This is a genomic window from Gracilibacillus sp. JCM 18966, from assembly GCF_055392695.1.
This window is the reverse complement of sequence record NZ_AP043883.1, coordinates 3,461,740-3,487,731: the sequence shown is the minus strand read 5'-3', so window position 1 is coordinate 3,487,731 and position 25,992 is coordinate 3,461,740. Positions and strand designations below refer to the sequence as shown.

Here is a 25,992-nt window from a genome sequence, read left to right as displayed (position 1 = left end):
ACATATAGATGGACGGTGGATAAGAAAATGAGGCGATCAAAAAAAGAGCGGCAAGAACTCTTGCAGGAGACGATTGAGGGAAGGCCATTTATAACGGATGAAGCACTTGCGCAACTATTTCAAGTTAGTATTCAGACCATTCGTTTAGATAGGATGGAGCTGGGAATCCCTGAACTTCGAGCTAGAATAAAATCCGTTGCAACCTCTAATTGGAATGAGACAGTAAAGGCATTACCAATTGATGAGGTTATTGGTGAAATCATTGATTTAGAATTAGATCAAAGAGCTATTTCGATTTTAGATATCACAGAGGAGCACGTATTTTCTAGAAATAAGATTGCCCGGGGTCATCATTTGTTCGCACAAGCTAACTCGCTAGCAGTTGCCGTCATAAATGATGAATTAGCACTTACCACAAATGCTGATATTAAATTTACGAGACAGGTTATCCAAGGGGAACGAGTCATCGCGAAAGCAACGATCAAGGATAAAGAAAAAATGAAAAGAACGATTGTAAAAGTGGAAAGCTTTGTAGATAATGAAATAGTTTTTTCAGGTGTTTTCGAGATGTTCAGATCCAATCAGGAAAAGGAAGGGAATAAACATGAGAATCGCAATTGATGCAATGGGTGGAGATCATGCACCAAAAGAGATTGTTTTAGGAGTAAAAAAAGCTGTTGATCACTTTAAAGAGCTTAACATAACCTTAATTGGTGATGAGAATAAAATCCGCCAATATGTTTCTAATCACCCTTCTATTCAAATTATTCATACAGAGGAAAGAATTACGAATGACGATGAGCCTGTAAAAGCAGTAAGACGGAAAAAAAATGCTTCCCTTGTACTAATGGCAAATGAGGTAAAGGAAGGTCGAGCAGATGCTTGTATCTCTGCAGGAAATACGGGCGCCTTAATGAGTGCAGGTTTATTTGTTATTGGACGAATTAAAGGAATTGATCGACCTGCCCTTAGTCCAACACTTCCAACAATCAATGGTAATGGCTTTTTAATGCTTGATGTTGGTGCGAATGTGGATGCAAAACCACAGCACCTAAGGCAATATGGTATTATCGGTTCTATTTACATGGAAAAGGTACGCAAAATTAAGCAACCTCGTGTTGGACTACTAAATGTAGGTACCGAAAATGGAAAAGGTAGTGATCTAACCAAAAAGGCGTTTGAATTATTAGAGAACTCTCCTATTCACTTTATTGGAAATGTTGAAGCGCGTGATCTCTTGGATGGTGTAGCAGATGTAGTGGTTACAGATGGTTTTAGTGGCAATGTAGCATTAAAAACAATCGAAGGAACCGCACTAACTCTTTTCAAAATGCTAAAAGAAAAGTTTATGACCAATCCTAAAACAAAAATAGCAGCATTGTTAGCAAAAAATGAATTAAAGGGATTGAAAAATCAACTCGATTATTCCGAATATGGCGGTGCAGGATTGTTTGGTTTAAAAGCACCTGTCATTAAGGCACATGGTTCTTCCAATCAACAAGCTATCTTTTCAGCCATTCAACAAGCCATAACTATAGTGGAAACCGATGTAGTGAAAAAGATTCAGACAGAGGTCAACATGCTACCTAGTAATAGCCACGGGGAGGAATCATAAATGAAAAAACTAGCGTTTATCTATCCAGGCCAAGGTTCACAATCTGTAGGCATGGGTCAAGAGTTGTATGAGAAGTTTGATGAAGTAAAAACTATATTTGAACAAGCAAATAACCGTTTAGGTTATGAGCTATCATCGATTATGTTTCAAGGACCTGAAGAGAAATTAACACAGACTGAAAATGCACAGCCTGCACTATTATTAGTAAGTACTGCCATTACAGAACTTCTAAAAAAACAAGATATTAGACCTGTACTAACAACAGGCCATAGTCTTGGGGAATATAGTGCACTAGTTGCTGCTGAAGCAATAGATTACAAAGATGCACTTGAGCTTGTCCATATACGTGGAAGGCTAATGGAGAGTGCTTTTCCTGCTGGTCAAGGAGCGATGGCTGCAGTGTTAGGCCTTGAAAAAGAAGAACTAGAAAATACTTTAGAAACCATTCGATCCGAGCATAATGAGGTGATCGAAATTGCTAATTTAAATTGTCCAGGACAAATTGTTATTTCTGGCACGAAAGCAGCGGTGGATCTCTCCGTACATGCATTGAAAGAAGCAGGGGCAAAGAGAGTTTTACCATTATCGGTAAGTGGCCCATTCCATTCTAGTTTAATGAAGCCTGCTGCCGCAGATTTCCATAATGAAGTAGAGAAAATTGCGTGGAAAAATACGACAATACCGGTATTTGCCAATGTAACAGCAGACAAAGTGACAGATCATCAAGAAATTCAACAATTATTAGTGGAACAATTATATTCTCCTGTTCGATTTGAGGAAATTATTGAGCAGCTTTTACAAGAGGAAGTAGACGCGATTGTGGAGATAGGCAATGGAAAAGTACTTACTGGCCTTGTGAAAAAGGTCAATCGTAGAGCAAAAGTATTTACAGTTCAAGATGTTCCGTCACTACAGGAATTGATCGATTGGGTAAAGGAGGAAGAGTAATGTTAGCAAATAAGGTAGCATTGATTACAGGAGCTTCTCGAGGCATTGGACGTGCAATTGCATTAAGCTACGCAAAAAACGGTGCGAAGGTTGCCATAAATTTTGCCGGAAATGAAGAAAAAGCGCAATCCGTTGTCGACGAAATTCAGTCATTAGGTGGAGAAGCGATTAAAATTAAAGCAAATGTAAGCCGTGAAGACGAAGTAAAAGCAATGATTAAAGAAGTTGTGCAAACTTTTGGTAGCTTAGATATTCTTGTCAATAATGCAGGGATAACCCGTGACAATTTATTGATGAGAATGAGTGAGACCGATTTTGACGATGTAATTGATACCAATTTAAAAGGAGTCTTCCTTTGCACAAAAGCTGTAACAAGGCAAATGATGAAACAAAAAAGTGGACGTATTATTAATGTTTCTTCTGTTGTTGCAATTAGCGGTAACCCAGGACAAGCTAATTATGTGTCAGCAAAAGCTGGAGTAATTGGCCTAACCAAAACTTCAGCCAAAGAGCTCGCTGCAAGGAATATTCTCGTTAATGCGATTGCACCAGGTTTTATTGAAACAGACATGACAGATCAGTTAACAGAAGAACAAAAAGAAAATACTCTTGCTTTAATACCACTTCAAAAACTTGGGAAGGCAGAAGATATTGCAAATGTCGCTTTATTCTTAGCATCCGAACAGTCGAAGTACATTACAGGACAGACTATTCAAGTCGATGGTGGTATGGTAATGTAATATAGCGAGGTTGTTGTTAAAGTGGAAACTTCCGCTTGTTATGGCTTAATTCTTTGAAAGGAGGTGACTGGTAAAATGGCAGATACGTTTGAAAAAGTAAAACAAATTGTTGTCGATCATTTAGATGTGGATGAAGATAAAGTGACACTAGAAGCTTCATTCAAAGATGATTTAGAGGCTGATTCCTTAGATGTGGTAGAGCTTGTAATGGAATTAGAAGATGAATTTGATATGGAAATTGCTGATGAAGATGCTGAAAAAATCGCTACAGTAGGTGATGCTGTAAATTACATAAACAGCAATCAATAAGGAGAAAGAGCCTTACATTTCAAGTAAGGCTTTTCTCACACCTTACATTAGTATCAATCACAGTACAATTAGTCTAAAATCAATATAAACACGTAATTAATTCTGTAAACGTTTTTATAATGGGAAGTACATTAGTCCTTCCACCATAAGCTTCAGTTTATTTTATATCGGTAGGTGAGTATATTGAATGATTTTGCAACACTCCAACAGCAATTAGGCATCTCTTTTCATGATGAAAAATTGCTACAACAAGCATTTACCCATTCATCATATGTGAATGAGCATAGGAAGAAAAAACTTTCGGATAATGAACGACTTGAATTCTTAGGGGATGCAGTATTAGAGCTAGGAGTCTCACAATATTTATTTAAACAATATCAGGAAATGGAAGAGGGAGATCTTACAAAATTAAGAGCTTCGATCGTTTGTGAGCCTGCACTCGTAAAATTTGCTGAATCCTTACATTTTAACGATTTTGTATTATTAGGTAAGGGAGAGGAAATGACTGGAGGCAGAAACAGACCTGCTCTTTTAGCGGATGTATTCGAAGCTTTTATAGGTGCTCTCTATCTAGATCAAGGTTATGAAACAGTTATTACATTTTTAAAAAAGCATGTTTATCCGAAAATTACGACCGGTGCTTTTTCGCATACGATGGATTATAAAAGTCAGTTACAAGAAACCGTGCAACAACACAAAAACAAACAAGTGGAATATGAGATTGTCGATGAGAAAGGTCCTGCTCATGATCGTGAGTTTTATGCCGTCGTAACCATCAATGGACGTATAGCCGGAAAAGGACTAGGAAGAACGAAAAAAGAAGCAGAACAACGAGCAGCGAAACAAGCACTTGATAAAACAAAACCATAAGACAAAGGTGCAGCCAGAAATAAAACTACGTGGCTGCACCTTTTCCCTTACCTAACTATTTGCGATATTGGCTTAATTCATCGATAAATGCATGTGTTTCGGCAACGGACAGTTTTCCTTTTTGCATCAGATAATCATACAATGATTTAAGCTCCTCATAATAGGCGATATCATAGTCCTTTGGATCCATTATCGAACGATTGACGACTTGAAGCTTTTCACTCATTTCAACTATCATTGCTTCAAAATTTGCTTCCGTTTTGTTTTCTAAACTCAATCTTTATCAACTCCTACTTATTCTTTCTTCTCACGTTTCTCTCTTTATGATAAAATAAATTAGTTGAAATGCAAATAGTTATCGTAAAATTGTAAGATACATCATGATAATTAGGATTAACCTATAGGAGTTTTTAATATGTTTTTAAAACAATTGGATACAATGGGTTTTAAATCTTTTGCTGAAAGAGTACGAGTTGACTTTGTTCCTGGTGTGACGGCAGTTGTAGGGCCGAACGGAAGTGGCAAAAGTAATATTACAGATGCGATTAGATGGGTATTAGGAGAGCAATCTGCTAAATCATTAAGAGGATCGAAGATGGAAGATATTATTTTCCAAGGAAGTGATACGCGAAAGCCATTAAATGTTGCTGAGGTCACTTTGGTACTGGATAATTCTGACAAACGCTTACCGGTTGATTATGAAGAGGTTAGTGTAACAAGGCGAGTTTATCGTTCAGGGGAAAGTGAATTTTTAATGAACAAACAAGCTTGTCGATTAAAGGATATTACCGAGCTTTTTATGGATTCTGGACTAGGTAGAGAGGCCTTTTCCATTATAAGTCAAGGAAAGGTCGAAGAGATTCTCAGTTCGAAGTCCGAAGAACGTCGAGTGATTTTTGAAGAGGCTGCTGGTGTATTAAAATATAAGAATCGGAAAAAACAAGCAGAATATAAGCTTGCTGAAACTCAAGAAAATTTGAATCGTGTAGAGGACATTGTCTATGAAATAAGCGGTCAACTAGAGCCTCTTGAAGAACAAGCCTCTATTGCGAAAGAATATCTAGAGCATAAGAAAAGACTAACAGAGCATGAAGTAGGCGTTTTAGTGAAAGAAATTGAAACCCTTCATGAGCAGTTTGAAGCTACCAAAAAAGATTTAGCTAATACAACAGGTTTTCAGGATGAAAAAAAACAAGTAGTCAATGAAAAAACAACGATGCTAGCTGAGAAAAAAGATACCGTGCAACAGATCGATGATAAAATTCAATCATTGCAGGAAGTCCTATTGGAAGTAACACAAGCAGTAGAAAGTCTTGAAGGAAACAAAAAAATATATAAGGAAAGGCTTCAACACTTTCATGAGAATAAACAAAAGCTAGAAACGGAAATTCAAAAATATACAGAAAAAATAATAGAGACAGAAAAATTACTTGCCCAAGATCGAGAAAAGCTAAAAGAATACAAGGATCAGAAGAACGAGAATTCACAGGAATTAGCTGTAACGAACGAACAACTAACACTCGGGAAAACCGATTTAGAGGATAAAATTGAATCCCTTAAAAGTGATTATATTGAACTATTAAATCAACAAGCAGCAAAACGAAATGAAAAGAACTCAATTAAGCAGCAATTAGATAGAATGGAAGGAAAAAGGTCTTTACAATCTGATAAATGGAATGACTTGCTAGAAGAAAGAGAAGAGCTTTCTAAAGAGGTCCTACAGCTTGAACCAATCTGTCAAGACAAGCAGCAAAAAATAGAGCATTACAGAACAAACATAGAGAAATATAATCATGACTTAAAAGTCGAGAACAATTTGTTAGCAGATATGCAGCAAAAACTTTATAAAGGTTATCAAATGCTGGAAAACTTAAAATCGAAAAAAGAATTGCTTGAGGATCTGAAGGAGGATTTCCAAGGTTTCTATGCAGGTGTGAAGGAAGTACTAAAAGCAAGGGAAAACAAACTGTTTCACGGTGTTCATGGGGCAATTCCAGAGCTGATCGAGTTTGAGGAATATTTAATTGATGCAATGGAGACAGCACTTGGAGCACAAGCACAGCACATTGTAGTAGATGATGAAAAGGTTGCCCGGAAAGTAATCGAATGGTTAAAGAAATCAAATGCTGGTCGAGCTACTTTTTTACCGATAAGCTCGATGCAGCCAAAGTCAATACCGATGAATTTACTTCAAGCTATTAAAGAGGAACAAGGATTTGTCGGTATTGCAAGTGAATTGATAGACTATGATAAGCAATATGAGAATATCTTACGTGCATTACTAGGTAATGTGATTATTGCAAAAACACTTAAGGACGCCAACGGCTTCGCAAGAAAAACGAACAGAAGATATCGGATTGTCACACTAGAAGGGGATGTCGTAAACCCAGGTGGTTCGATGTCAGGCGGTGCGAAGAAAAAAACGAACCAATCGCTCTTCACGAGAGATCGAGAACTTAAAAACATTGTCAAGAAATTCAATTCCTACCAATTTCGAGTACAAGATTTTGAATCGAAGTTAAAAGAACAAAAGGAAAAGGTCCAAGGTCTCGAACAAAAGCTCGAGCAAACAAAACAGGAATTAGAAGGAATAGAGGAAGACTACCAAAAGCATGTGGCGAAACTTCAAGAAAGCAAGCTTTCTCTTGATCACCTGAATCAGCGACTCTCCATCTACGATCAGGATAAATTACAACAAGAAGAGGATCAAAAAGAACTGACCAAACGAGCAAATGAAATCGATCAGAACCTTGAAAAACTCAAAAAAGAGTTATCTGAAATAGATGAGGAGATTAATAAGTTACAAGAACAACGTGAAAGCTATGCAGAAAAAGAGGACTCATTAAAAGAAAAGCTCCAAAAGCTTCGAGTAAGAGAGGCTGAATTAAAAACACAAATTACTAACCAGCAAGAAAAAGTGACTCTTAATCAATTAGAGGTTTCTGAATTAACGGAGGAGTGTAATGAACGAAAGCAACAATTAAATCAATTATACGAGCTCCGAAATAACCAGCAAACAGAAGAAGAAATGGATGAACAAATTGTATTAAAGAAACAGATGAAAGAGGACAAACAACAAGAAATTGCACAAATGAGAGAAGAACGTGCTACGATTAATCAAGACATTCAATCATTAGAGCTTGAAGTGAATAAATTGAGGGAGGAAGAGCATAAGCTAGCAACCGAGATCCAAGCACATGAAATGAACATAACACGACTTGATGCCGACCTGGATCATCGATTACATTTTCTTGAAAACGAGTATAGCATCACTTTTGAGAAGGCAAGAGCAACCTATTCCAAACCAGATAACCTTGAGGTAGCGAAGCAACAGGTTAAGCTTATCAAGCGATCAATCGAAGAATTAGGTACGATAAATCTTGGAGCCATCGATGAGTATGATCGAATTAAGGAGAGACATGAATTTCTAACCCAACAACAAGATGACTTAATTGAAGCCAAGCGAACATTGTATGAAGTGATCGCAGAAATGGATGAGGAAATGACAAGACGCTTCGAAGAGACTTTTTCTCAAATAAAGGAAGAATTTCAGATTGTGTTTAAAAAATTATTTGGTGGAGGAGAAGCTGAATTGAAGCTCACTGACCCCACAGAGCTTTTATCAACAGGTGTAGATATTATTGCCCAACCACCAGGAAAGAAATTACAGCATCTAGGCTTGTTATCTGGAGGCGAACGTGCTTTAACTGCTATTGCCCTTTTATTTGCCATATTGCGCGTACGTCCTGTACCATTCTGTATTCTTGATGAAGTAGAAGCAGCATTGGATGAAGCAAATGTCACGCGTTTTGCCCAATATTTAAAATATTTTAGTGAGGATACTCAATTTATCGTCATAACACACCGAAAAGGAACGATGGAAGAAGCAGATGTATTATATGGAGTTACCATGCAAGAATCTGGTGTTTCTAGACTAGTTTCCGTAAAATTAGAAGAAGCACCGGAGCTGTTAGAAGCATAATTTAGGAGGTTTGGTTGTGAGTTTTCTAAAAAAATTAAAAGATAAATTTCAATCCAATCAATCGAAGGAAGAAGTATCGGATAAATATAAAGAAGGATTAAGTAAAACTAGAAAGTCCTTTTCCGAGAAAATTAATGATTTAGTAGCGAAATATCGTAAAGTAGATGAAGATTTTTTTGAGGATTTAGAAGAAGTGTTAATCGCTGCTGATGTTGGCGTCTCCACTGTTATGGATCTAATTGATGATCTGAAAATGGAAGTGAAGAGAAGAAACATCAGTGATTCTCATGAAGTGAAAAATGTTATTTCAGAAAAGCTAGTAGAAATTTATTATGGTGATGATAATGAAGAATCTGTTGGGTTAAATCTTCAAGATGATGCATTAACGGTTATCTTATTTGTTGGAGTAAATGGTGTTGGTAAAACAACGACGATTGGTAAACTTGCGCATCAGCTTAAATCTGAAGGTAAACAAGTTCTATTGACAGCAGGAGATACCTTCCGTGCAGGCGCCATTGAACAATTGAGTGAATGGGGTAAAAGAGTCGATGTAGAGGTAATCAAACATAGTGAAGGTAGTGACCCTGCTGCTGTAATCTATGATGGCATCCAAGCAGCCAAATCTCGTAATGCAGATGTTTTATTGTGTGATACGGCAGGTAGGCTACAAAACAAAGTGAACCTAATGAATGAATTGTCTAAAGTGAAACGAGTCATCGAACGTGAAGTACCAAATGCACCTCATGAAGTGTTACTTGTTCTTGATGCAACTACTGGTCAGAATGCCCTAAGTCAAGCAAAAACTTTCTCTGAAGCAACGGATGTATCTGGTATTGTCTTAACGAAACTAGACGGTACGGCAAAAGGAGGTATTGTGTTAGCGATACGGAATGAACTTGGCACACCAGTAAAACTTGTTGGATTAGGTGAAAAGGTAACAGATCTTCAGACATTTGACCCTCAAGCGTTTGTATATGGATTGTTTGCTGATATGGTGGATGATGAGGAATAACATTTGACAGGTGTATTCGATCAAGCTTAGACTAAATTGTAAAGGAAATTCACTTAACGAGGTGTCCTTTCATGCTAGATAAAACGACCAGGATTAATGCTTTATACGATTTTTATCAGGAGTTATTAACTCCCAAACAACAAAGCTATATGGAAATGTATTATTTGGAAGACTTGTCGCTTGGCGAGATTTCAGAAACCTTTGATGTCTCTAGACAAGCGATCTATGATAATATTCGTAGAACGGAGCAAATGCTTGAACAGTATGAGCGAAAATTAGGCTTATACGAAAAATTTCAAAATCGACAATCATTATTAGAGGAAGCGAAACAATTATTACAAGCCAAACAATTTGATCAGCTAGAGAAAGTTTTTGATCAAATGTTAGAAATTGAATAGGAGGCGTACATTATGGCATTTGAAGGTTTAGCCGACCGCCTACAGAATACCATTCAAAAAATTAAAGGTAAAGGTAAAGTTACAGAACAGGATGTTAAGGAAATGACACGAGAAGTTCGTCTTGCCCTATTGGAAGCAGACGTAAACTTTAAAGTGGTCAAGGACTTCATCAAAAATATTAAAGAACGAGCAGTAGGACAAGAGGTAATGGAGAGCCTTACACCAGGGCAACAAGTCATTAAGATTGTAAAAGAAGAGTTAACAGCATTAATGGGTGGAGAAGAAAGTAGAATAGCAGCGGCAGATCGTCCGCCAACGGTTATTATGATGGTTGGTTTGCAAGGTGCTGGTAAAACAACGACAACTGGTAAGCTAGCTAATCTATTACGAAAAAAATATAATCGGAAACCATTGCTTGTGGCAGCAGATGTTTACAGACCTGCTGCGATCGACCAACTAGAAACACTTGGAAAGCAATTAGATATGCCTGTTTATTCTGCTGGAACGGATGCAAACCCTGTCGATATTGCGAATGAGGCGCTGGAAAAAGCCAAGGAAGAACATTTGGATTATGTTTTAATCGATACAGCAGGTCGCTTGCATATTGATGGAGATTTAATGGATGAATTAATTCAGATTAAGAATAATGTGAGCCCAGACGAAATCTTTCTTGTGGTGGATGCCATGACTGGCCAGGATGCGGTGAACGTTGCTGAGAGCTTTAACGAACAATTAGATGTATCCGGAGTCGTCTTAACAAAACTAGATGGAGATACACGTGGTGGGGCCGCATTATCGATAAAAGCAGTTACAGACAAACCGATAAAATTTGCAGGGATGGGCGAGAAACTAGATCAATTAGAGGTCTTCCATCCAGAGAGAATGGCATCAAGAATTCTAGGCATGGGGGATGTTCTTTCCTTAATTGAGAAGGCTCAAGATAATGTAGACGAAAAGCGTGCGAAAGAACTTGAGGAAAAAATGCGATCTGCCTCCTTTACGTTTGATGATTTTCTGGAACAGATGGGTCAGGTTCGTAACATGGGACCATTAGAGGATCTTCTAGACATGATCCCTGGTGCTAATAAGATGAAAGGCTTAAAAAATGTTGAATTTGACGAAAAACAAATTGCGCATGTAGAAGCTATTATTCAATCTATGACAGCACAAGAACGTCAGGATCCCAGTCTCCTTAATGCAAGCAGAAGAAAGCGGATTGCACGAGGATCTGGTCGATCTGTTTCGGAGGTTAACCGTCTCATAAAACAATTTGACGAAATGAAGAAAATGATGAAGCAAATGACCAATATGCAACAAGGAAAGAAAGGCAAAAAGGGAAAAAAATCAAAAGGTTTTCAGTTCCCTTTCCTCTAAAATAGAAGAGCAATTTTATTTTTAGTATGTAAGGCAAAAACACTTTACAGGCAACTTAAAATCTGTTACAATTCTATCTTGTGTGAAACATTTATTTGGAGGTGTAAGAAATGGCAGTAAAAATTCGTCTTAAACGTATGGGTTCAAAAAGAAATCCATTTTATCGTGTTGTAGTTGCTGATTCTCGTTCACCACGTGATGGACGTATTATCGAGCAAATTGGAACATATAATCCGGTAGCGAATCCGGTTGAAGTAAAATTAGATGAAGAAAAAGCCCTTGATTGGATGACAAAAGGTGCAAAACCAAGTGATACTGTTCGCAACTTGTTTTCTAAAGAAGGCATCTTAAAAAAATTCCATGATTCAAAAAATCAATAAAGTAGTGTGATTCCATGAAATCCTTAATTGAAACAATTATCGAACCATTGGTTGATCATCCCGAGTCTATTGTTGTGACAGAAAAAGAAGAAGAGAATAAAATAGTTTATCATCTTCAAGTACATGAGAATGATGTTGGGAAGGTAATTGGTAAAAATGGACGGATCGCAAAAGCCATTCGGACAGTTGTTTATGCAGCTGGAACGAAAAGCAATAAGAAAGTTTATTTGGATATCATGTAATAGAAGAGAAGGCGCATAGAACCTTCTCTTTTTCTATGGAATTTTTTTCTGCTTCTTATTAGTCAAAGTCTTATATAATTATCGTTTCCTTCTTTATCTTTCGAAGAAGTTTTGCTATTCTTTTATTGAAAAGGTCTTGAATAATTTAGTATAGAAAGGCTGAAATGGATGAAAATTATTCGGAAGGTCGCTGTAAAACAAATTGTTACAGATCAAAGTAAAGCGAAGCTAAGACAAGAATATGATTTGAAAGTATTTAAGCTAGAGCAAGAATGTCAACAATTATTATTTGAACAGAAAAAGCTTGAGCAACGTACTGCGAAGAAAAAGGCAGATATTTCAGCGAAATTTCAGAAAGAAATTGCCAATCGAAAAGATCATATTAAATGGTATAAATATAAAATCGAACAATTGGATATACTCCCAATCGGAAATGAAATCAGTGATGGAGAAGTAGAAGCTATGATCGATATAGAAGAAGGTATGAATTGGGATCATATTATGGAGCAAAGATCCATTGTGATCAAGGATGGAATCATTACAAAAATTACATAATTAGGTGATAATGAATATGGAAAATAATTTTTTAAAAGTTGGAAAGATTGTTAATACTCATGGAATAAAGGGTGAAGTCAAAGTCGTTAGAATTACAGATTTTGAACAACGATTTGAGCCTGGATCTACATTATGGATACAACCAAATGAACAGGGAGACTTGTTAAAAGTTGTCGTCGATGCCCACCGGACCCATAAACAATTCGATTTATTACATTTTGAAGAAATGAATAATATTAATGATGTAGAGAAATATAAAGGTTCCTTATTAGTCATTAAAAAGGATCAACTAGATGATGACCTTGAGGAAAATGAATTTTATTACCATGAAATAATAAATTGTATGGTCTTCACAATGGAAAAGGAGCCAATTGGACAAGTAAAAGAAATACTATCCCCTGGCGCAAATGATGTTTGGGTAGTAAAATCAAATAAAGGTAAGGACATTCTCATTCCTTATATTGCGTCTGTTGTCAAACATGTAGACATTGACAAGAAAGAAATCATCATTGAACCTATGGAAGGACTAATTGAATTATGAAGGTAGACATACTGACACTATTTCCTGAAATGTTTGAAGGAGTTTTTCAATCCTCTATCTTAAAAAAAGCAATCGACCAAAACTTTTTACAATATCACTATATTAACTTTAGAGATTATACAGATAATAAACACAACAAAGTAGATGATTATCCATATGGTGGAGGTGCAGGAATGGTGCTAAAGCCTCAACCTATTTTTGATGCCATTGCCTCCATTGAAAAAGAAGAGACGGTAAAGCCGAGAATCATCCTCATGTGCCCACAAGGGGAGCCCTATACCCAAAGAAAGGCAGAGGAACTAGCTAAGGAGGACCACCTTATCTTTATATGTGGACATTATGAAGGTTATGATGAAAGAATTCGAACTGGTCTTGCAACAGATGAAATATCTATAGGAGACTATGTACTGACAGGTGGAGAGCTTGGAGCAATGGTAGTGATCGATAGTGTAGTAAGACTAATTCCTGGTGTGCTCGGGAATGATACCTCGGCAGTGGAGGACTCCTTTTCAACTGGATTATTAGAGCATCCACATTATACAAGACCAGCTGAGTTTCGTGGGATGAAGGTACCTGATGTATTATTATCGGGAAATCATGCGCACATTGACACTTGGCGTAGAAAACAGGCTTTAAAGAGAACCTTTTTGCGAAGGCCAGATCTATTAGAAAATCAATCATTTTCTGTTGAAGAAAAAGAATGGCTAAAACAATGGAAGGAATCCAAAGGAAGTAGTTGAAATTACATTGACATTATGCTATATTGATAGTTGTGCTTAAGTAGAGACTTAAGGTTAAAAAACGGTGTTCCGCTTATGATCATTCGTAAAGAGCATTGGTTTGGAAGGAGTGTAATAGAATGCAAAAATTGATCGAAGAAATTACAAAAGACCAATTACGTACTGATTTACCTGAATTTCGTGCTGGTGATACGGTAAAAGTTCACGTGAAGGTTGTCGAAGGTAACCGTGAACGTATTCAGGTATTTGAAGGTGTAGTAATTAAACGTCAAAATGGTGGCATCAGTGAAACATTTACTGTTCGTAAAATTTCTTACGGTGTAGGAGTGGAACGTACATTCCCAGTGCATTCACCACGTATCGCAAAAATCGAAGTATCTCGTCGTGGTAAAGTTCGTCGTGCGAAGCTTTATTATTTACGTAACCTACGTGGTAAAGCTGCTCGTATTAAAGAAATTCGCTAATGTAACAAAATGTGAAAGGAGCTTGCATTGTCAGGCTCCTTTTTCTTCTATATACAATTATTTCCTTATAAAGTAATTATGCAATCAAAGACTAAATCTACTTAGTTGTTAAGAAAGGAACTTCCTATATGGCATCCAAAAAGAATGATTGGGTCGAATGGATAAAGATTTTGTTGGTAGCTGTAGTCATCATTGTTTTTGTACGAATGTTTATAGCAGTACCAATCGTTGTAGAAGGGCCATCGATGTTACCAACTTTAGAAAATGGAGATCGATTAATTGTAGAAAAACTAAGTGTTACCTTTAATCAGATTGAGCGATTTGATGTCGTGGTCTTCCATGCAACCATGAAGAAGGATTATATTAAACGAGTCATTGGGTTACCTGGTGACAAAATTGAGTACAGAAATGATCAATTGTACGTAAATGACCAACCAGTGGATGAACCATTTCTAGCTGAGGTAAAATCTCAATTAGAAGAAAATACAACTTATACAACTGATTTTTCACTGGAGGAAGACATAAAGGGAAATAAAGAAGTAGTACCTGAAGGACATGTTTTCGTACTTGGGGACAATCGTACGAACTCGACAGATAGTAGGCAATTAGGTTATATTCCGATGGATGATATCGTTGGAGTTGCTAAATTAACGTATTGGCCTATTGACAAGATTAGCTTATTAGAATAATGATATGAGACAATATAGAAATAAGGTGATGATATGACCATTCAATGGTTTCCTGGCCATATGGCAAAAGCACGTAGAGAAGTGCAGGAAAAATTAAAGCTTGTGGATTTTGTCATCGAGCTAGTGGATGCTAGAGCACCATACTCGTCACAGAATCCTATGCTCCAACAACTTCTTAACAATAAATCAAAAATGTTAGTGTTAATGAAAAAAGACTTAGCAGATCAAGAAATCACGGAACAATGGCTACAGTATTTTCAAGCACATACTATAACAGCGGTGACAGCTAATGTGAATAATCGTAAGGATATTCAAACAATAGTCGAAACGGCAAAAAAATTAGGACAGGCTAAGTTGGAACGTTTGAAAAAAAAGGGTGTAAGACCAAGGGCAGCAAGGGCAATGATTATAGGAATTCCAAATGTAGGAAAATCGACATTGATTAATCGTCTTGCCAACAAAAAGATAGCAAAAACCGGTGACCGACCAGGAGTGACGAAAAGTCAACAATGGATTAAAGTGAAAAATGACTTTGAACTATTAGATACACCTGGAATACTATGGCCGAAATTTGAAGAGGAATCTGTTGGACTCCGATTAGCGGCGATAGGTACCATTAAGGATCAGCTACTGCCAATGCAGGAAATTGCTGCATTTATCATTCGATATATGAAGGAATATTACCCAACCAATATAGAGGAGCGCTACCAATTATCAGACCAATTAGAAATGTCGGAAATATTCGAACAGATAGGAACAAGACGAGGATGCCTTGAAGCGGGAGGGTTCGTCAATTACGAAAAAACGGCAGAAGTTATCATCCAGGATTTAAGAAACGGAAAGCTAGGAAATTTAACACTAGAAGAGCCAAATATAGATGACTAAAGGCATTCCATTATAGAAGAATGTCTTTATTTTTTATGAAAAAGTGCCGATATAAAGGGTGACTTATCAAGATGTGTAACATTCGTTACTTTTTAAATAATCTTGAGTGATAACCTTGCCTTACGGTTTAATACAGTGATAAAAGAAAATGAGGTGGAGGATTTGGATACAAAATGGACAGTCCAAAAAGTCAAAGACTATCTATTCAACAGTGAATGTAGTGCTGAAATTATAGAAGAATTTAGACAGGATCATCGCAAGGGTGTACAAAAGCTACTTGTACAATATGATCGGAAGCAAGCCCAAATAGCTAAAGCTATACGGCATTTTGAGCATATGAGTAGTTACGAAAAAAAGCACTGGGAAAAGGGCAAGTTACATATTGTGGGAATAGACGAAGTAGGAAGGGGACCTCTAGCTGGACCAGTTGTGGCGGCAGCGGTTATCTTACCAAAAGAATTTCAACTGATTGGAATTGATGATTCCAAAAAATTAAGTAAAGAAAAACGCGAGGAATTTTACGAGCATATCATCGAACAATCATTAGATTATAATATCGGTATCATTGAACCGAGTGAGATTGACCAAATAAATATCTTTCAAGCAACCAAAAAAGCTATGAGACTAGCTTTAAATGGATTATCCAAAGATATTGAACATATCTTAATTGATGCAATGCAACTAGAAGGACTAGCTTATCCGAGTGACTCCATTATAAAAGGTGATCAAAAGAGTATTTCTATTGCAGCAGCAAGTATTGTTGCAAAGGTTACGCGTGACCGCCTGATGGAAGAACTTCATCTATCTCATCTACACTATGATTTTCATAAAAATAGTGGGTATGGTACAAGGGCTCATATAGAAGCAATTAAGAAATATGGGTTGACTAAACACCATCGAAGAAGCTTTTTAAAATCTTTGACTTAGGAGGGTTATTTATGAGTTTGCAAAATATTGCAAATCCTTTTTCATTAACAAAACCAAGCACCTTAAAGCAATTACCATCATTAAAGCCTGGTCAAATGATTTCTGCAAAAGTATTAGAGCTTTTCCCTAATCAAAAAGCTACCATTCAAGTGAACGGAAAAGAAATAGTAGCACAATTAGAAACAGCCTTGACAGCGAAGAAAAGTTATCTCTTTCAGGTTATATCCGCTGGAGATGTTACAAGAATTAAAAAAATAACCGAAACACCTCAAAAAAATGACGGTAGTATAGATCGCTTACTACAGCAATTAGGAATACCCTCAACGAAAAACAGTCGTTCCTTATTTGCACAAATTGTCGCACAACAGATACCTTTCTCTAATAAAGCAGGTAAGGAATTAGCTCAATTAATTGAGTTAATAGGTGGGAATAATCAAAATCAACAAATCCTTTTAACTATGCTAGCGAAGGACTTACCACTAACAGAAGAAGTTTTTAAAAGTTTGCAGCAAATACTAACACAATCATTAGGAAGTCAAATGAGTGAATTGAATGACATGTTGGAAGTAATGTTGAAACAGAAGTCACTTGTCATGAATGAGAAGCACTTTTCTTTATTATACGATAAATTGCAAGTAATACTCGGTAACAATCTGTTGACTAATGAAGGTAATACGAAAAACTATTTGACTATGAACATCCAAACGATTAATGCATTATTAAAAAAAGCAGGATTATCCAAGGAGATTCCAATTTCTCGATTTTTACAAATAATCGAACAATCGAATTTACAGCATCCATTACTATCTGCTGATCAAATCCAAAAGTCGTTATCAAATAGCGGAATGCTTGCAAAATTGACGAATCATTTATCGTCAGATGATTTGGTAGTCTTACAAAAATGGATAATGACAACTTCTCATTTTCCAATAGAACGCCAAGCTTTAGAAGTCTTACAGCAACACGATTTTCAAGCAATGCAGCATTTATCGACAAAAGATAAAGGCTTACTACAACAGCTATCCCAATCATCCTTCTATTTATTATTAAAAGAGGCAGCCAAACAATTAATGACAAACCAGCCTTTTATTCATCAAGAACAACAACAGAGCTTCGGGCAATTAGTAGGTAGATTGGAGAATGCTCTAGAGAATAATCTACCGATTGGATCAATCAAATCATTAATAGCAAGTCATTCTATTTTTTCTGTATTATTGAAAGGATTATCAGCAGATGATGCCCAATTTATCCGGTCATGGATGGATCAAAATCAGCCATTGAATAATAGTGATCAACGTGCAATACAAATACTTACAAAGGTAATGGGGCAACAATTGACGCAAGATGAAATGTTTGTAGCAAGAGAGATTTTGCAGAGACTCGATCAAATGAATCCGAATGATCCACAATCTGTTAAAAACCATTTTATTACATTAATAAAGCATTTTATAGAAACAAGTGGAATACAGGATGAAGCACAGCTACTTAAACAAAAAGGACAACAGATAGAACCGCTTTCCTTGAAGCAAACACTTCTGCTACTCTCGCAGCATTCCACTGACAGTATCGGGGATAAAATGACTAGATTATTACAAACATTAACAGGATTACAATTACAGATGGTAAATGATCATCAAATGTATGAGCTTAATCTACAAATACCCGCAGAGAAATTAGGTCTTGCAAATGACATAGTGCTACAATTCGCAGGAAAACGAAAAAATGAGAGTGATGAGATTGATCCAGAATATTGCCGAATTCTATTTCACCTTGATTTGAATCAACTAGGGGAAACGATGATTGCCATGTCCATCCAAAAAAGAATCGTCCATATTACGGTCTACAATGATAAAGAGTTAGCTCCACCTCTTTTATCTATGTATAAACCCCAGCTAGAAGAAAGGTTGGAGGAACTTAACTATCAACTTACCTCTGTTGTTTGGAAAAAGATGAGTGATCAACAAATTGGTAAATTACCCCGTCAACCTTATATAAAAGAATCTACACGTACAGAAGGGATTGACTTTCGCATATGAGTAAGGAGAAGCAACAAAAGGCTAAGGCAGCAGCACTCCGATTTGATCGTGATGTAGACAATGCACCTAAGGTTACAGCTGTTGGAAAAGGGTATGTTGCCGAAAATATACTTGAAAAGGCCCTAAAGCATCAGATTCCAATTCAATCAGATCCTACCTTAGTCGAATTACTTTCTGAATTGAACATTAATGAGACAATACCAGAAGAGTTATATCAAGCAGTAGCAGAAGTGTTTGCCTATATTTATCAAATAGATCAACAATCAAAATAGTTACACAGGCCAATCTTTACTATAAAAATGAGATGGAAAGAAGGAAGATTGAAATAAAATGAAGTTTCATATTATTTAGAGTATTTTGTAGACAATTGCTGTCCTTTTTTTATACAATGAGAATGCAGTGATTAATTGATGGGAGGATGGAAGATGAATATTCACGAGTATCAAGGCAAAGAAATTCTGCGTAAATACGGAGTGGCTGTTCCGAATGGGAAAGTAGCATTCACAGTAGAGGAAGCTGTCGATGCTGCCAAAGAATTAGGTACAGAGGTATCGGTAGTTAAAGCGCAAATTCATGCTGGGGGAAGAGGAAAAGCAGGTGGTGTGAAGGTTGCGAAAAATATCGATGAAGTTCGTACATATGCAGATGAAATTTTAGGCAAGACACTTGTCACACATCAAACAGGTCCTGAAGGTAAAGAAGTAAAACGTTTACTGATCGAAGAGGGCTGTGATATTAGAAAAGAATATTACATCGGTTTAGTATTAGACCGTGCTACTTCAAGAGTTACGATGATGGCTTCAGAAGAAGGCGGTACAGAAATCGAAGAGGTGGCTGCCGAAACACCTGAGAAAATTTTTAAAGAAGAGATCGATCCTGTTACTGGATTAATGCCATATCAAGCGAGACGCCTTGCTTTTAATATCAATATTCCAGAAGAATATTTATCGAAAGCGGTTAAATTTATGCTCGGATTATACAAGGTATTTATCGAGAAGGATTGTTCTATCGCAGAAATCAATCCATTAGTGACAACTGGTGATGGAGAAGTATTAGCACTAGATGCGAAATTAAACTTTGATGATAATGCATTATTCCGTCAAAAGGATATTGTCGAATATCGCGATTTAGAAGAAGAGGATGAGAAAGAAATAGAAGCATCCAAATATGACTTAAGTTATATTGCTTTAGATGGAAATATTGGTTGTATGGTAAATGGAGCAGGACTTGCCATGGCCACAATGGATATTATCAAACACTACAATGGTGATCCAGCCAACTTCTTAGATGTTGGGGGCGGTGCGACAGCAGAAAAGGTAACAGAAGCCTTTAAGATTATCTTATCGGATAAAAATGTAAAGGGCATTTTTGTTAATATTTTCGGTGGTATTATGAAATGTGATGTCATTGCAGAAGGGGTAGTCCAAGCTACGAAAGAAGTGGGCTTGAAGATTCCACTCGTTGTCCGTCTTGAGGGTACTAATGTCGATGCTGGAAAGAAAATTCTGGCTGAATCTGGTTTAAACATTACACCAGCAGAGTCAATGGCTGATGGTGCCGAAAAAATTGTCTCATTAGTAAACCAAGCTTAATAGAGTTGTTTTAAGGAAGAAGCGCAGAGGAGCGTGCTGATCTTCATAGCTCTATAGGTTATCACAGTCCAGAATTTTATAAATTCCTAGAAAGTGAATAAGGAGGAACCATTACATGAGTGTTTTTATTAACAAAGATACAAAAGTGCTTGTTCAAGGTATTACTGGATCAACTGCACTTTTCCATACTAAACAAATGCTAGAATATGGAACGAAAATTGTCGCTGGTGTAACACCAAAAAAAGGTGGGCAAGAAGTAGAAGGTGTACCTGTATTCAATACAGTAGAAGATGCGGTTAAAGAGACAGGAGCGAATGCATCAGTTATTTACGTGCCTGCGCCATTTGCAGCAGATGCGATCATGGAAGCAGTAGATGCAGAGCTTGATTTGGTTATTTGTATTACGGAGCATATTCCTGTTATGGATATGGTCAAAGTTAAGCGCTATATGGAAGGAAAGAAAACGAGATTAGTAGGTCCGAATTGTCCTGGTGTTATTACTCCAGAAGAATGTAAAATAGGTATTATGCCTGGGTATATTCACAAAAAAGGTCATATCGGAGTCGTTTCCCGTTCAGGAACATTGACGTATGAAGCAGTTCATCAATTATCAGAAGAAGGATTTGGCCAATCAACAGCTGTTGGTATTGGTGGGGACCCTGTAAACGGAACAGATTTTATTGATGTTTTAAAGGCGTTTAATGATGATCCCGAAACAGAAGCGGTTATGATGATTGGTGAAATTGGAGGAACAGCGGAGGAAGAAGCAGCAGAATGGGTAAAAGCTAATATGACCAAACCTGTTGTTGGCTTTATTGGTGGACGTACGGCACCTCCAGGTAAGCGAATGGGGCATGCAGGTGCGATCATTTCTGGAGGTAAAGGAACCGCTGAAGAGAAAATTAAAGTAATGAACAGCTGTGGTATCCAAGTGGCAGAAACACCATCTGTGATGGGTGAAACACTCATTAAAGTCCTCAAAGAAAAAGGACTCTATGACAAATGTAAGACACATTAATGTTTACTAGGAAGAGATAGCTTCCCTTATCTCTTCCTTATTTAAATCAAAGGACGTGAATAGATGGATAAAAAAAACTTAAGACTCCTACATTTAAAACAAATTAGAGGGGTTACGAGACCAATTATTTGGAAACTGTTAAAGTCAGACCCTCATCTTCAAAACATATATGATTACAATTTGAAAGATTTGCGAGATATCCTTCGTGTAGATCCGCAAAGAGCAGAAGCACTTTATCAAGGATTACATCAGACCTCGTTACAAAAAGAAATTCTACAAGACCTACAACAATATCAAGCTATTACCATTTTTGATAAGAATTATCCACCACAGCTCCGCTTTATCCCAGATCCTCCTCTTAGCTTATACTTAAAAGGAAATATAGATATATTGACACATCAACCGAATATCAGTATTGTAGGTACACGCTATCCCTCTGATGCTGCAAAAACCATTATGCAAACATTATTGAAGCCTTTAATTAATGAAAAATGGCTATTGGTAAGCGGAATGGCCCTTGGTATTGATGGTTATGTGCATGAATTAGCCATGAAATACGATTCTCCTACAATTGCGGTGCTTGGTAGTGGTTTCCGTCATGTCTATCCTAAACAGCATGTGGAAATGTATCAAAACCTATCCAGGCATAATCTCGTCATTTCTGAATATCCTCCATATAAAACACCTCAAAAATACCATTTTCCCGAAAGAAATCGCATCATAAGTGGATTAACGTTTGGTACTTTAGTGATAGAAGCAAAAGAAAAGAGTGGTTCATTGATAACTGTTGACCAAGCATTAGAACAAGGGAGAGAAGTTTTTGCAGTACCTGGTTCTGTTTTATGCCCAACTAGCAGAGGGTGTAATCAATTAATCAAGGACGGTGCAAAATCAGTGCTTACAGGACAAGAAATAATCGAGGAATGGCATGATCAAAAAGTTAAATGGATCGAAATATTAAACCATTCACCACAATCTTAACTAGTATTTAAGAGGTAGCTAAATGGGTAAATGACTAAATAAAAGGAGTTTTTTTACATTTAATTACTGAAGGATATTTTTTATTCATTATTTGACAAATCATACAAAAGTATTTAATAATAGGGAAGATTTATCTTATTCATTAAAAGAGAAATAGTTGAATAAAATTTGAAATTTCGATAATGTACTATTTAATAGGAAGTAACCTCTTGGGAGGGTTAGAATTTATGGCACAATATCTAGTAATCGTCGAATCACCTGCTAAAGCTAAAACAATTGAAAGATATTTAGGTAAAAGATATAAAGTAAAAGCATCGATGGGGCACATTCGAGATTTACCTAAAAGTCAAACAGGGGTAGATGTCGAAAACAATTTTGAACCAAAGTATATTACAATTAGAGGAAAAGGTCCGGTTTTAAAAGAACTAAAAACAGCTGCCAAAAAAGCAGATAAAGTTTTTCTAGCAGCCGACCCCGACCGCGAGGGAGAAGCTATTGCATGGCATTTAGCTCATAGCTTAGACATTGATATACATTCAGATTGCCGAGTGGTGTTTAATGAAATTACTAAGGATGCAGTTAAAGATTCCTTTAAGCATCCGAGAAAAATTAATATGGATCTAGTCGATGCACAACAAGCCAGAAGAATATTAGATCGTTTAGTTGGTTACAATATCAGCCCGCTATTATGGCAAAAGGTCAAAAAAGGGCTTAGTGCAGGAAGAGTGCAATCAGTTGCTGTTAAGATGATTATCGACCGAGAAAATGAAATAAAGAATTTCAAGCCGGAGGAATATTGGAGTATCCAGTCTCTCTTTTCTAAGGATGGCCAACAATTTGAAGGCAATTTCTATGGTTCTAATGGGAAAAAAGTAGAATTAAAAACAAAAGAAGATGTAGATAAAATTTTAGCAAAATTGAAGGGTGACTACTTTTTAGTAGATAAAGTTAATAAAAAAGAAAGAAGACGAAATCCTTCACCAGCATTTACTACATCCTCCCTTCAACAGGAAGCAGCTAGAAAATTGAATTTCAGAGCTCGAAAAACAATGATGATTGCACAGCAATTGTATGAAGGAATAGATTTGGGTAAAAAAGAAGGTGGAATCACCGGACTTATTACCTATATGCGTACCGATTCTACGAGAATCTCAACCACTGCACAAAACCAAGCGAGAGATTTTGTTGATCAAAAGTATGGGAAATCATATATAGGCTCTAACAAACAAGCTAAGAAAAGTGAAGGCGTACAGGATGCGCACGAGGCAATTCGACCGACAAATAGCTTTCGTGATCCACAGTCATTAAAAAATGTACTATCAGGAGATCAGCTTAAACTGTACAAACTAATTTGGGAACGATTTATTGCTAGTCAAATGGCCCCTGCTGTTATGGATACAATGACTGTTCATTTGCTAAATGAAGGAATAGAATTTCGTGCTACAGGATCGAAAGTTAAATTTAAAGGCTTTATGAAGGTTTATATTGAGGGTAGTGATGATCAGGAAAATAAACAAGAGAAGTGGCTACCAGAAATAGAAGAAGGAATTAAAGTAAAATCGGAAAAAATGGAACCTAGTCAGCATTTTACTCAACCTCCTCCGAGATATACAGAGGCGAGACTTGTTAAGACAATGGAGGAAAAGGGAATTGGACGACCTTCAACCTATGCCCCTACACTGGACACCATTCAGAGACGAGGCTATGTAGCGTTAGACAATCGTCGATTTGTTCCAACTGAGTTGGGAGAAATCGTAAGTTCTTTAATGGAAGAGTTTTTCCCTGAGATTATCGATGTCGCTTTTACAGTCAAAATGGAAGATGACTTGGATGCGATTGAAGAAGGGAAAACGGAATGGATAAGAATTATTGATCAGTTTTACCAAGGGTTTAGTCAACGCCTTTCCAAAGCTGAAGAAGAAATGGAAAAGGTTGAAATTAAAGACGAACCTGCAGGAATTAATTGTGAAAAATGCGGACATGAAATGGTCTACAAAATGGGGAGATATGGCAAATTTCTTGCCTGCTCTAATTTTCCTGACTGTCGAAATACAAAACCGATATTAAAAGAGATCGGAGTAAAGTGTCCTAAATGTAAGGATGGAAATATTGTAGAACGAAAAACAAAACGGAAAAGAGCCTTTTATGGATGCGATAATTATCCGGAATGTGATTTCATCTCATGGGATAAACCTATTGGACGAAATTGTCCAAAATGTCATACGATGCTCGTCGAGAAGAAAAGTAAAAAAACGGCACAAGTACAATGTCCTCATTGTGATTATAAAGAAGAGGCACAGAGCTAAACAGTTTGAACTTGCTATCTAATACTGATAGCAAGTTTTTGTTTTTTTAAGGTAAGTAAGCATAAAAATATGACTCAATAGATAAGGAAAAGCGCAATGGGCCAGTTTTAAAGCTGAATGAAAGCTGACTAAATACGGACTATGCGTTAAGGCGTCGGCATACCCCTATGAAGGGGCATGATTCCTTTATCTCAGTTGGTTTGCACCAGTCGCTACGTTTTAAACAGGCGCCTAGCGCTTTTGTTCTTCGCCTTTATATTTTAGGGAGGTACCTTTTTGATTGGTCTAGACAAGAAATAGGTGATACAATGGAATGGAAACGGTAATAATATAATTATCGTTTTATGGTTTAACTTGATGGGAATAGAATAGTATAAAGGTTAAAGATTTGACAAATTGGTTAACGAACTTGCGATACACTTAGGATTATGATAAGATTTTATCGCTTATTAGAGGTGAAAAATGGAACCCTTTACGAAGGAATGGTTACTTTATTTAGATTACTTACAAATAGAAAAGAATGCTGCGAAGACCACGATTCAAACATATCAAAAGGATGTAGAACATTTTTTTCAATTTATGTACAAAGAGAACATGACTAGACTACAAGAGGTGGATCACAACATCGTGAGAAATTATTTGTCTCAGTTATACGAAAGTGGTCTTTCCAAGCGCTCCGTCACTAGACATATATCGACACTTAGAAGTTTTTATAAGCTTCTTGTAAGGGAAGCGGTTGTCGATTCAAACCCTTTTCAGCATATAACCCTACCTAAAAACTCTAAGCCAATTCCTGGTTTCTTATTCCAAGAAGAGCTCGACACCATATTTTCTACTATTGATCGTACGACAGCATTAGGACAAAGAGATGCCGCGTTATTAGAATTGTTATATGCGACCGGAATTCGTGTAAGTGAATGCGCCAGTTTAAAAATAGAAAATATTGATTTTAGCTTAAAGACGATTTTAGTATTAGGAAAAGGGGATAAAGAAAGATATATCCCTTTTGGTGAGTTTGCAGAAGATGCTTTAAAAACCTACATAAATGATGGACGTAACCAGCTAATGGGAAGTAAAAGCATTCCAAGTAATTTTGTGTTTTTAAATGCAAAAGGAAGCCCACTTACTGTAAGAGGAATGCGATTAATTCTAAGTAAAATGGTAAAAAAGGCTGGGCTTACCGTCCACTTACACCCCCATAAATTACGTCATACATTTGCTACACACATGCTAAACAATGGGGCAGATCTTAGGGCAGTTCAAGAATTATTGGGCCATTCAAATTTATCTTCAACACAGATATATACGCATGTTACAAAGGATAGATTAACAAGTATCTATCAATCGGCACATCCGAGAGCAAAAAATAGTAATAAATAGGAGGTATC

General features: G+C 36.7%; 27 protein-coding genes. 26 read left to right on the top strand and 1 reads right to left on the bottom strand.

Annotation, left to right across the window (positions count from 1 at the left end; genetic code table 11):
• Nucleotides 1–27 precede the first annotated feature (27 nt).
• From fapR to rnc, 6 genes are all read left to right on the top strand, one after another.
• Nucleotides 28–621, top strand: a complete 594-nt coding sequence (gene fapR / locus ACZ5N5_RS16965) for a transcription factor FapR (RefSeq protein WP_109984454.1) — start codon at nt 28–30, stop codon at nt 619–621.
• Complete coding sequence (gene plsX / locus ACZ5N5_RS16960) at nt 605–1,615, top strand: phosphate acyltransferase PlsX (protein ID WP_464372816.1); 1,011 nt, start codon at nt 605–607, stop codon at nt 1,613–1,615. The genes fapR and plsX overlap by 17 nt, the downstream gene beginning before the upstream one ends.
• Complete coding sequence (gene fabD, locus ACZ5N5_RS16955) at nt 1,616–2,563, top strand: ACP S-malonyltransferase (protein ID WP_277677836.1); 948 nt, start codon at nt 1,616–1,618, stop codon at nt 2,561–2,563. It abuts the gene before it with no gap.
• Entirely contained in the window at nt 2,563–3,303 is a 741-nt protein-coding gene (gene fabG, locus ACZ5N5_RS16950) for a 3-oxoacyl-[acyl-carrier-protein] reductase (protein WP_054859517.1), read from the top strand. The genes fabD and fabG overlap by 1 nt, the downstream gene beginning before the upstream one ends.
• A gap of 75 nt (nt 3,304–3,378) precedes the next feature.
• On the top strand, nt 3,379–3,612 hold the full coding sequence (acpP, locus tag ACZ5N5_RS16945; protein WP_054787582.1) for an acyl carrier protein: 234 nt from the start codon (nt 3,379–3,381) through the stop codon (nt 3,610–3,612).
• Nucleotides 3,613–3,795: 183 nt separating this feature from the next.
• Nucleotides 3,796–4,482, top strand: coding sequence for a ribonuclease III (rnc, locus tag ACZ5N5_RS16940; protein ID WP_109984451.1), 687 nt, complete (start codon nt 3,796–3,798; stop codon nt 4,480–4,482).
• 55 nt (nt 4,483–4,537) lie between these two features.
• On the opposite strand, the gene ACZ5N5_RS16935 is transcribed toward rnc, so the two are convergent.
• Complete coding sequence (locus ACZ5N5_RS16935; RefSeq protein WP_054787581.1) at nt 4,538–4,759, bottom strand: DUF1128 family protein; 222 nt, start codon at nt 4,757–4,759, stop codon at nt 4,538–4,540.
• Between the two features lie 138 nt (nt 4,760–4,897).
• Between ACZ5N5_RS16935 and smc the strand changes: the two genes are divergently transcribed.
• The 20 genes from smc to xerC all read left to right on the top strand — a co-directional run bounded on the left by smc (nt 4,898) and on the right by xerC (nt 25,984).
• Nucleotides 4,898–8,464 (top strand): chromosome segregation protein SMC, encoded by a 3,567-nt coding sequence (smc, locus tag ACZ5N5_RS16930; RefSeq protein ID WP_464372815.1) that lies wholly within the window; start codon nt 4,898–4,900, stop codon nt 8,462–8,464.
• A 16-nt stretch (nt 8,465–8,480) separates the two neighbouring features.
• Nucleotides 8,481–9,476, top strand: coding sequence for a signal recognition particle-docking protein FtsY (gene ftsY / locus ACZ5N5_RS16925; protein ID WP_054859515.1), 996 nt, complete (start codon nt 8,481–8,483; stop codon nt 9,474–9,476).
• A 71-nt stretch (nt 9,477–9,547) separates the two neighbouring features.
• Entirely contained in the window at nt 9,548–9,874 is a 327-nt protein-coding gene (locus ACZ5N5_RS16920) for a putative DNA-binding protein (RefSeq protein WP_054787580.1), read from the top strand.
• Nucleotides 9,875–9,886: 12 nt separating this feature from the next.
• Complete coding sequence (ffh, locus tag ACZ5N5_RS16915; RefSeq protein WP_109984449.1) at nt 9,887–11,248, top strand: signal recognition particle protein; 1,362 nt, start codon at nt 9,887–9,889, stop codon at nt 11,246–11,248.
• A 110-nt stretch (nt 11,249–11,358) separates the two neighbouring features.
• Nucleotides 11,359–11,628, top strand: a complete 270-nt coding sequence (gene rpsP, locus ACZ5N5_RS16910; RefSeq protein ID WP_054859514.1) for a 30S ribosomal protein S16 — start codon at nt 11,359–11,361, stop codon at nt 11,626–11,628.
• A 14-nt stretch (nt 11,629–11,642) separates the two neighbouring features.
• Nucleotides 11,643–11,870 (top strand): KH domain-containing protein, encoded by a 228-nt coding sequence (locus ACZ5N5_RS16905; protein ID WP_054787578.1) that lies wholly within the window; start codon nt 11,643–11,645, stop codon nt 11,868–11,870.
• Between the two features lie 168 nt (nt 11,871–12,038).
• The gene (locus ACZ5N5_RS16900) at nt 12,039–12,425 is read left to right on the top strand and encodes a YlqD family protein (protein ID WP_054787577.1); all 387 of its coding nucleotides are present in this window, start codon (nt 12,039–12,041) and stop codon (nt 12,423–12,425) included.
• A 16-nt stretch (nt 12,426–12,441) separates the two neighbouring features.
• Nucleotides 12,442–12,966, top strand: coding sequence for a ribosome maturation factor RimM (gene rimM, locus ACZ5N5_RS16895; RefSeq protein ID WP_109984448.1), 525 nt, complete (start codon nt 12,442–12,444; stop codon nt 12,964–12,966).
• Nucleotides 12,963–13,706, top strand: coding sequence for a tRNA (guanosine(37)-N1)-methyltransferase TrmD (gene trmD / locus ACZ5N5_RS16890; RefSeq protein WP_109984447.1), 744 nt, complete (start codon nt 12,963–12,965; stop codon nt 13,704–13,706). The genes rimM and trmD overlap by 4 nt, the downstream gene beginning before the upstream one ends.
• Before the next feature lie 119 nt (nt 13,707–13,825).
• Entirely contained in the window at nt 13,826–14,170 is a 345-nt protein-coding gene (gene rplS, locus ACZ5N5_RS16885; protein WP_054787575.1) for a 50S ribosomal protein L19, read from the top strand.
• A 128-nt stretch (nt 14,171–14,298) separates the two neighbouring features.
• Nucleotides 14,299–14,859: a signal peptidase I gene (gene lepB, locus ACZ5N5_RS16880; RefSeq protein ID WP_054787574.1), complete on the top strand. Its 561-nt coding sequence runs from the start codon at nt 14,299–14,301 to the stop codon at nt 14,857–14,859.
• Between the two features lie 33 nt (nt 14,860–14,892).
• Nucleotides 14,893–15,744, top strand: coding sequence for a ribosome biogenesis GTPase YlqF (gene ylqF / locus ACZ5N5_RS16875; protein WP_054859511.1), 852 nt, complete (start codon nt 14,893–14,895; stop codon nt 15,742–15,744).
• Between the two features lie 102 nt (nt 15,745–15,846).
• Entirely contained in the window at nt 15,847–16,671 is an 825-nt protein-coding gene (locus tag ACZ5N5_RS16870; RefSeq protein ID WP_464372814.1) for a ribonuclease HII, read from the top strand.
• Between the two features lie 11 nt (nt 16,672–16,682).
• On the top strand, nt 16,683–18,707 hold the full coding sequence (locus ACZ5N5_RS16865; protein ID WP_464372813.1) for a hypothetical protein: 2,025 nt from the start codon (nt 16,683–16,685) through the stop codon (nt 18,705–18,707).
• The gene (locus ACZ5N5_RS16860) at nt 18,704–18,979 is read left to right on the top strand and encodes an EscU/YscU/HrcU family type III secretion system export apparatus switch protein (protein ID WP_054787568.1); all 276 of its coding nucleotides are present in this window, start codon (nt 18,704–18,706) and stop codon (nt 18,977–18,979) included. Before ACZ5N5_RS16865 ends, ACZ5N5_RS16860 begins: the two co-directional genes overlap by 4 nt.
• Before the next feature lie 153 nt (nt 18,980–19,132).
• Nucleotides 19,133–20,299: an ADP-forming succinate--CoA ligase subunit beta gene (gene sucC / locus ACZ5N5_RS16855; protein ID WP_109984444.1), complete on the top strand. Its 1,167-nt coding sequence runs from the start codon at nt 19,133–19,135 to the stop codon at nt 20,297–20,299.
• Between the two features lie 115 nt (nt 20,300–20,414).
• Nucleotides 20,415–21,317: a succinate--CoA ligase subunit alpha gene (sucD, locus tag ACZ5N5_RS16850; RefSeq protein WP_109984443.1), complete on the top strand. Its 903-nt coding sequence runs from the start codon at nt 20,415–20,417 to the stop codon at nt 21,315–21,317.
• Between the two features lie 63 nt (nt 21,318–21,380).
• The gene (dprA, locus tag ACZ5N5_RS16845) at nt 21,381–22,298 is read left to right on the top strand and encodes a DNA-processing protein DprA (protein ID WP_464372812.1); all 918 of its coding nucleotides are present in this window, start codon (nt 21,381–21,383) and stop codon (nt 22,296–22,298) included.
• 227 nt (nt 22,299–22,525) lie between these two features.
• Entirely contained in the window at nt 22,526–24,604 is a 2,079-nt protein-coding gene (topA, locus tag ACZ5N5_RS16840; protein ID WP_109984615.1) for a type I DNA topoisomerase, read from the top strand.
• A gap of 462 nt (nt 24,605–25,066) precedes the next feature.
• On the top strand, nt 25,067–25,984 hold the full coding sequence (gene xerC, locus ACZ5N5_RS16835) for a tyrosine recombinase XerC (protein ID WP_464372811.1): 918 nt from the start codon (nt 25,067–25,069) through the stop codon (nt 25,982–25,984).
• Nucleotides 25,985–25,992 lie beyond the last annotated feature (8 nt).

What these genes read in the sequence shown, in the direction of transcription:
- topA (WP_109984615.1), top strand. Translation starts at nt 22,526, where the DNA reads ATGGCACAATATCTAGTAATCGTCGAATCACCTGCTAAAGCTAAAACA.
- xerC (WP_464372811.1), top strand. Translation starts at nt 25,067, where the DNA reads ATGGAACCCTTTACGAAGGAATGGTTACTTTATTTAGATTACTTACAA.
- ACZ5N5_RS16900 (WP_054787577.1), top strand. Translation starts at nt 12,039, where the DNA reads ATGAAAATTATTCGGAAGGTCGCTGTAAAACAAATTGTTACAGATCAA.
- ACZ5N5_RS16860 (WP_054787568.1), top strand. Translation starts at nt 18,704, where the DNA reads ATGAGTAAGGAGAAGCAACAAAAGGCTAAGGCAGCAGCACTCCGATTT.
- lepB (WP_054787574.1), top strand. Translation starts at nt 14,299, where the DNA reads ATGGCATCCAAAAAGAATGATTGGGTCGAATGGATAAAGATTTTGTTG.
- fabG (WP_054859517.1), top strand. Translation starts at nt 2,563, where the DNA reads ATGTTAGCAAATAAGGTAGCATTGATTACAGGAGCTTCTCGAGGCATT.
- rpsP (WP_054859514.1), top strand. Translation starts at nt 11,359, where the DNA reads ATGGCAGTAAAAATTCGTCTTAAACGTATGGGTTCAAAAAGAAATCCA.
- smc (WP_464372815.1), top strand. Translation starts at nt 4,898, where the DNA reads ATGTTTTTAAAACAATTGGATACAATGGGTTTTAAATCTTTTGCTGAA.
- fapR (WP_109984454.1), top strand. Translation starts at nt 28, where the DNA reads ATGAGGCGATCAAAAAAAGAGCGGCAAGAACTCTTGCAGGAGACGATT.
- fabD (WP_277677836.1), top strand. Translation starts at nt 1,616, where the DNA reads ATGAAAAAACTAGCGTTTATCTATCCAGGCCAAGGTTCACAATCTGTA.
- rimM (WP_109984448.1), top strand. Translation starts at nt 12,442, where the DNA reads ATGGAAAATAATTTTTTAAAAGTTGGAAAGATTGTTAATACTCATGGA.
- ACZ5N5_RS16920 (WP_054787580.1), top strand. Translation starts at nt 9,548, where the DNA reads ATGCTAGATAAAACGACCAGGATTAATGCTTTATACGATTTTTATCAG.
- sucD (WP_109984443.1), top strand. Translation starts at nt 20,415, where the DNA reads ATGAGTGTTTTTATTAACAAAGATACAAAAGTGCTTGTTCAAGGTATT.
- ACZ5N5_RS16905 (WP_054787578.1), top strand. Translation starts at nt 11,643, where the DNA reads ATGAAATCCTTAATTGAAACAATTATCGAACCATTGGTTGATCATCCC.
- acpP (WP_054787582.1), top strand. Translation starts at nt 3,379, where the DNA reads ATGGCAGATACGTTTGAAAAAGTAAAACAAATTGTTGTCGATCATTTA.
- trmD (WP_109984447.1), top strand. Translation starts at nt 12,963, where the DNA reads ATGAAGGTAGACATACTGACACTATTTCCTGAAATGTTTGAAGGAGTT.
- ffh (WP_109984449.1), top strand. Translation starts at nt 9,887, where the DNA reads ATGGCATTTGAAGGTTTAGCCGACCGCCTACAGAATACCATTCAAAAA.
- rplS (WP_054787575.1), top strand. Translation starts at nt 13,826, where the DNA reads ATGCAAAAATTGATCGAAGAAATTACAAAAGACCAATTACGTACTGAT.
- plsX (WP_464372816.1), top strand. Translation starts at nt 605, where the DNA reads ATGAGAATCGCAATTGATGCAATGGGTGGAGATCATGCACCAAAAGAG.
- sucC (WP_109984444.1), top strand. Translation starts at nt 19,133, where the DNA reads ATGAATATTCACGAGTATCAAGGCAAAGAAATTCTGCGTAAATACGGA.
- ylqF (WP_054859511.1), top strand. Translation starts at nt 14,893, where the DNA reads ATGACCATTCAATGGTTTCCTGGCCATATGGCAAAAGCACGTAGAGAA.
- ACZ5N5_RS16865 (WP_464372813.1), top strand. Translation starts at nt 16,683, where the DNA reads ATGAGTTTGCAAAATATTGCAAATCCTTTTTCATTAACAAAACCAAGC.
- dprA (WP_464372812.1), top strand. Translation starts at nt 21,381, where the DNA reads ATGGATAAAAAAAACTTAAGACTCCTACATTTAAAACAAATTAGAGGG.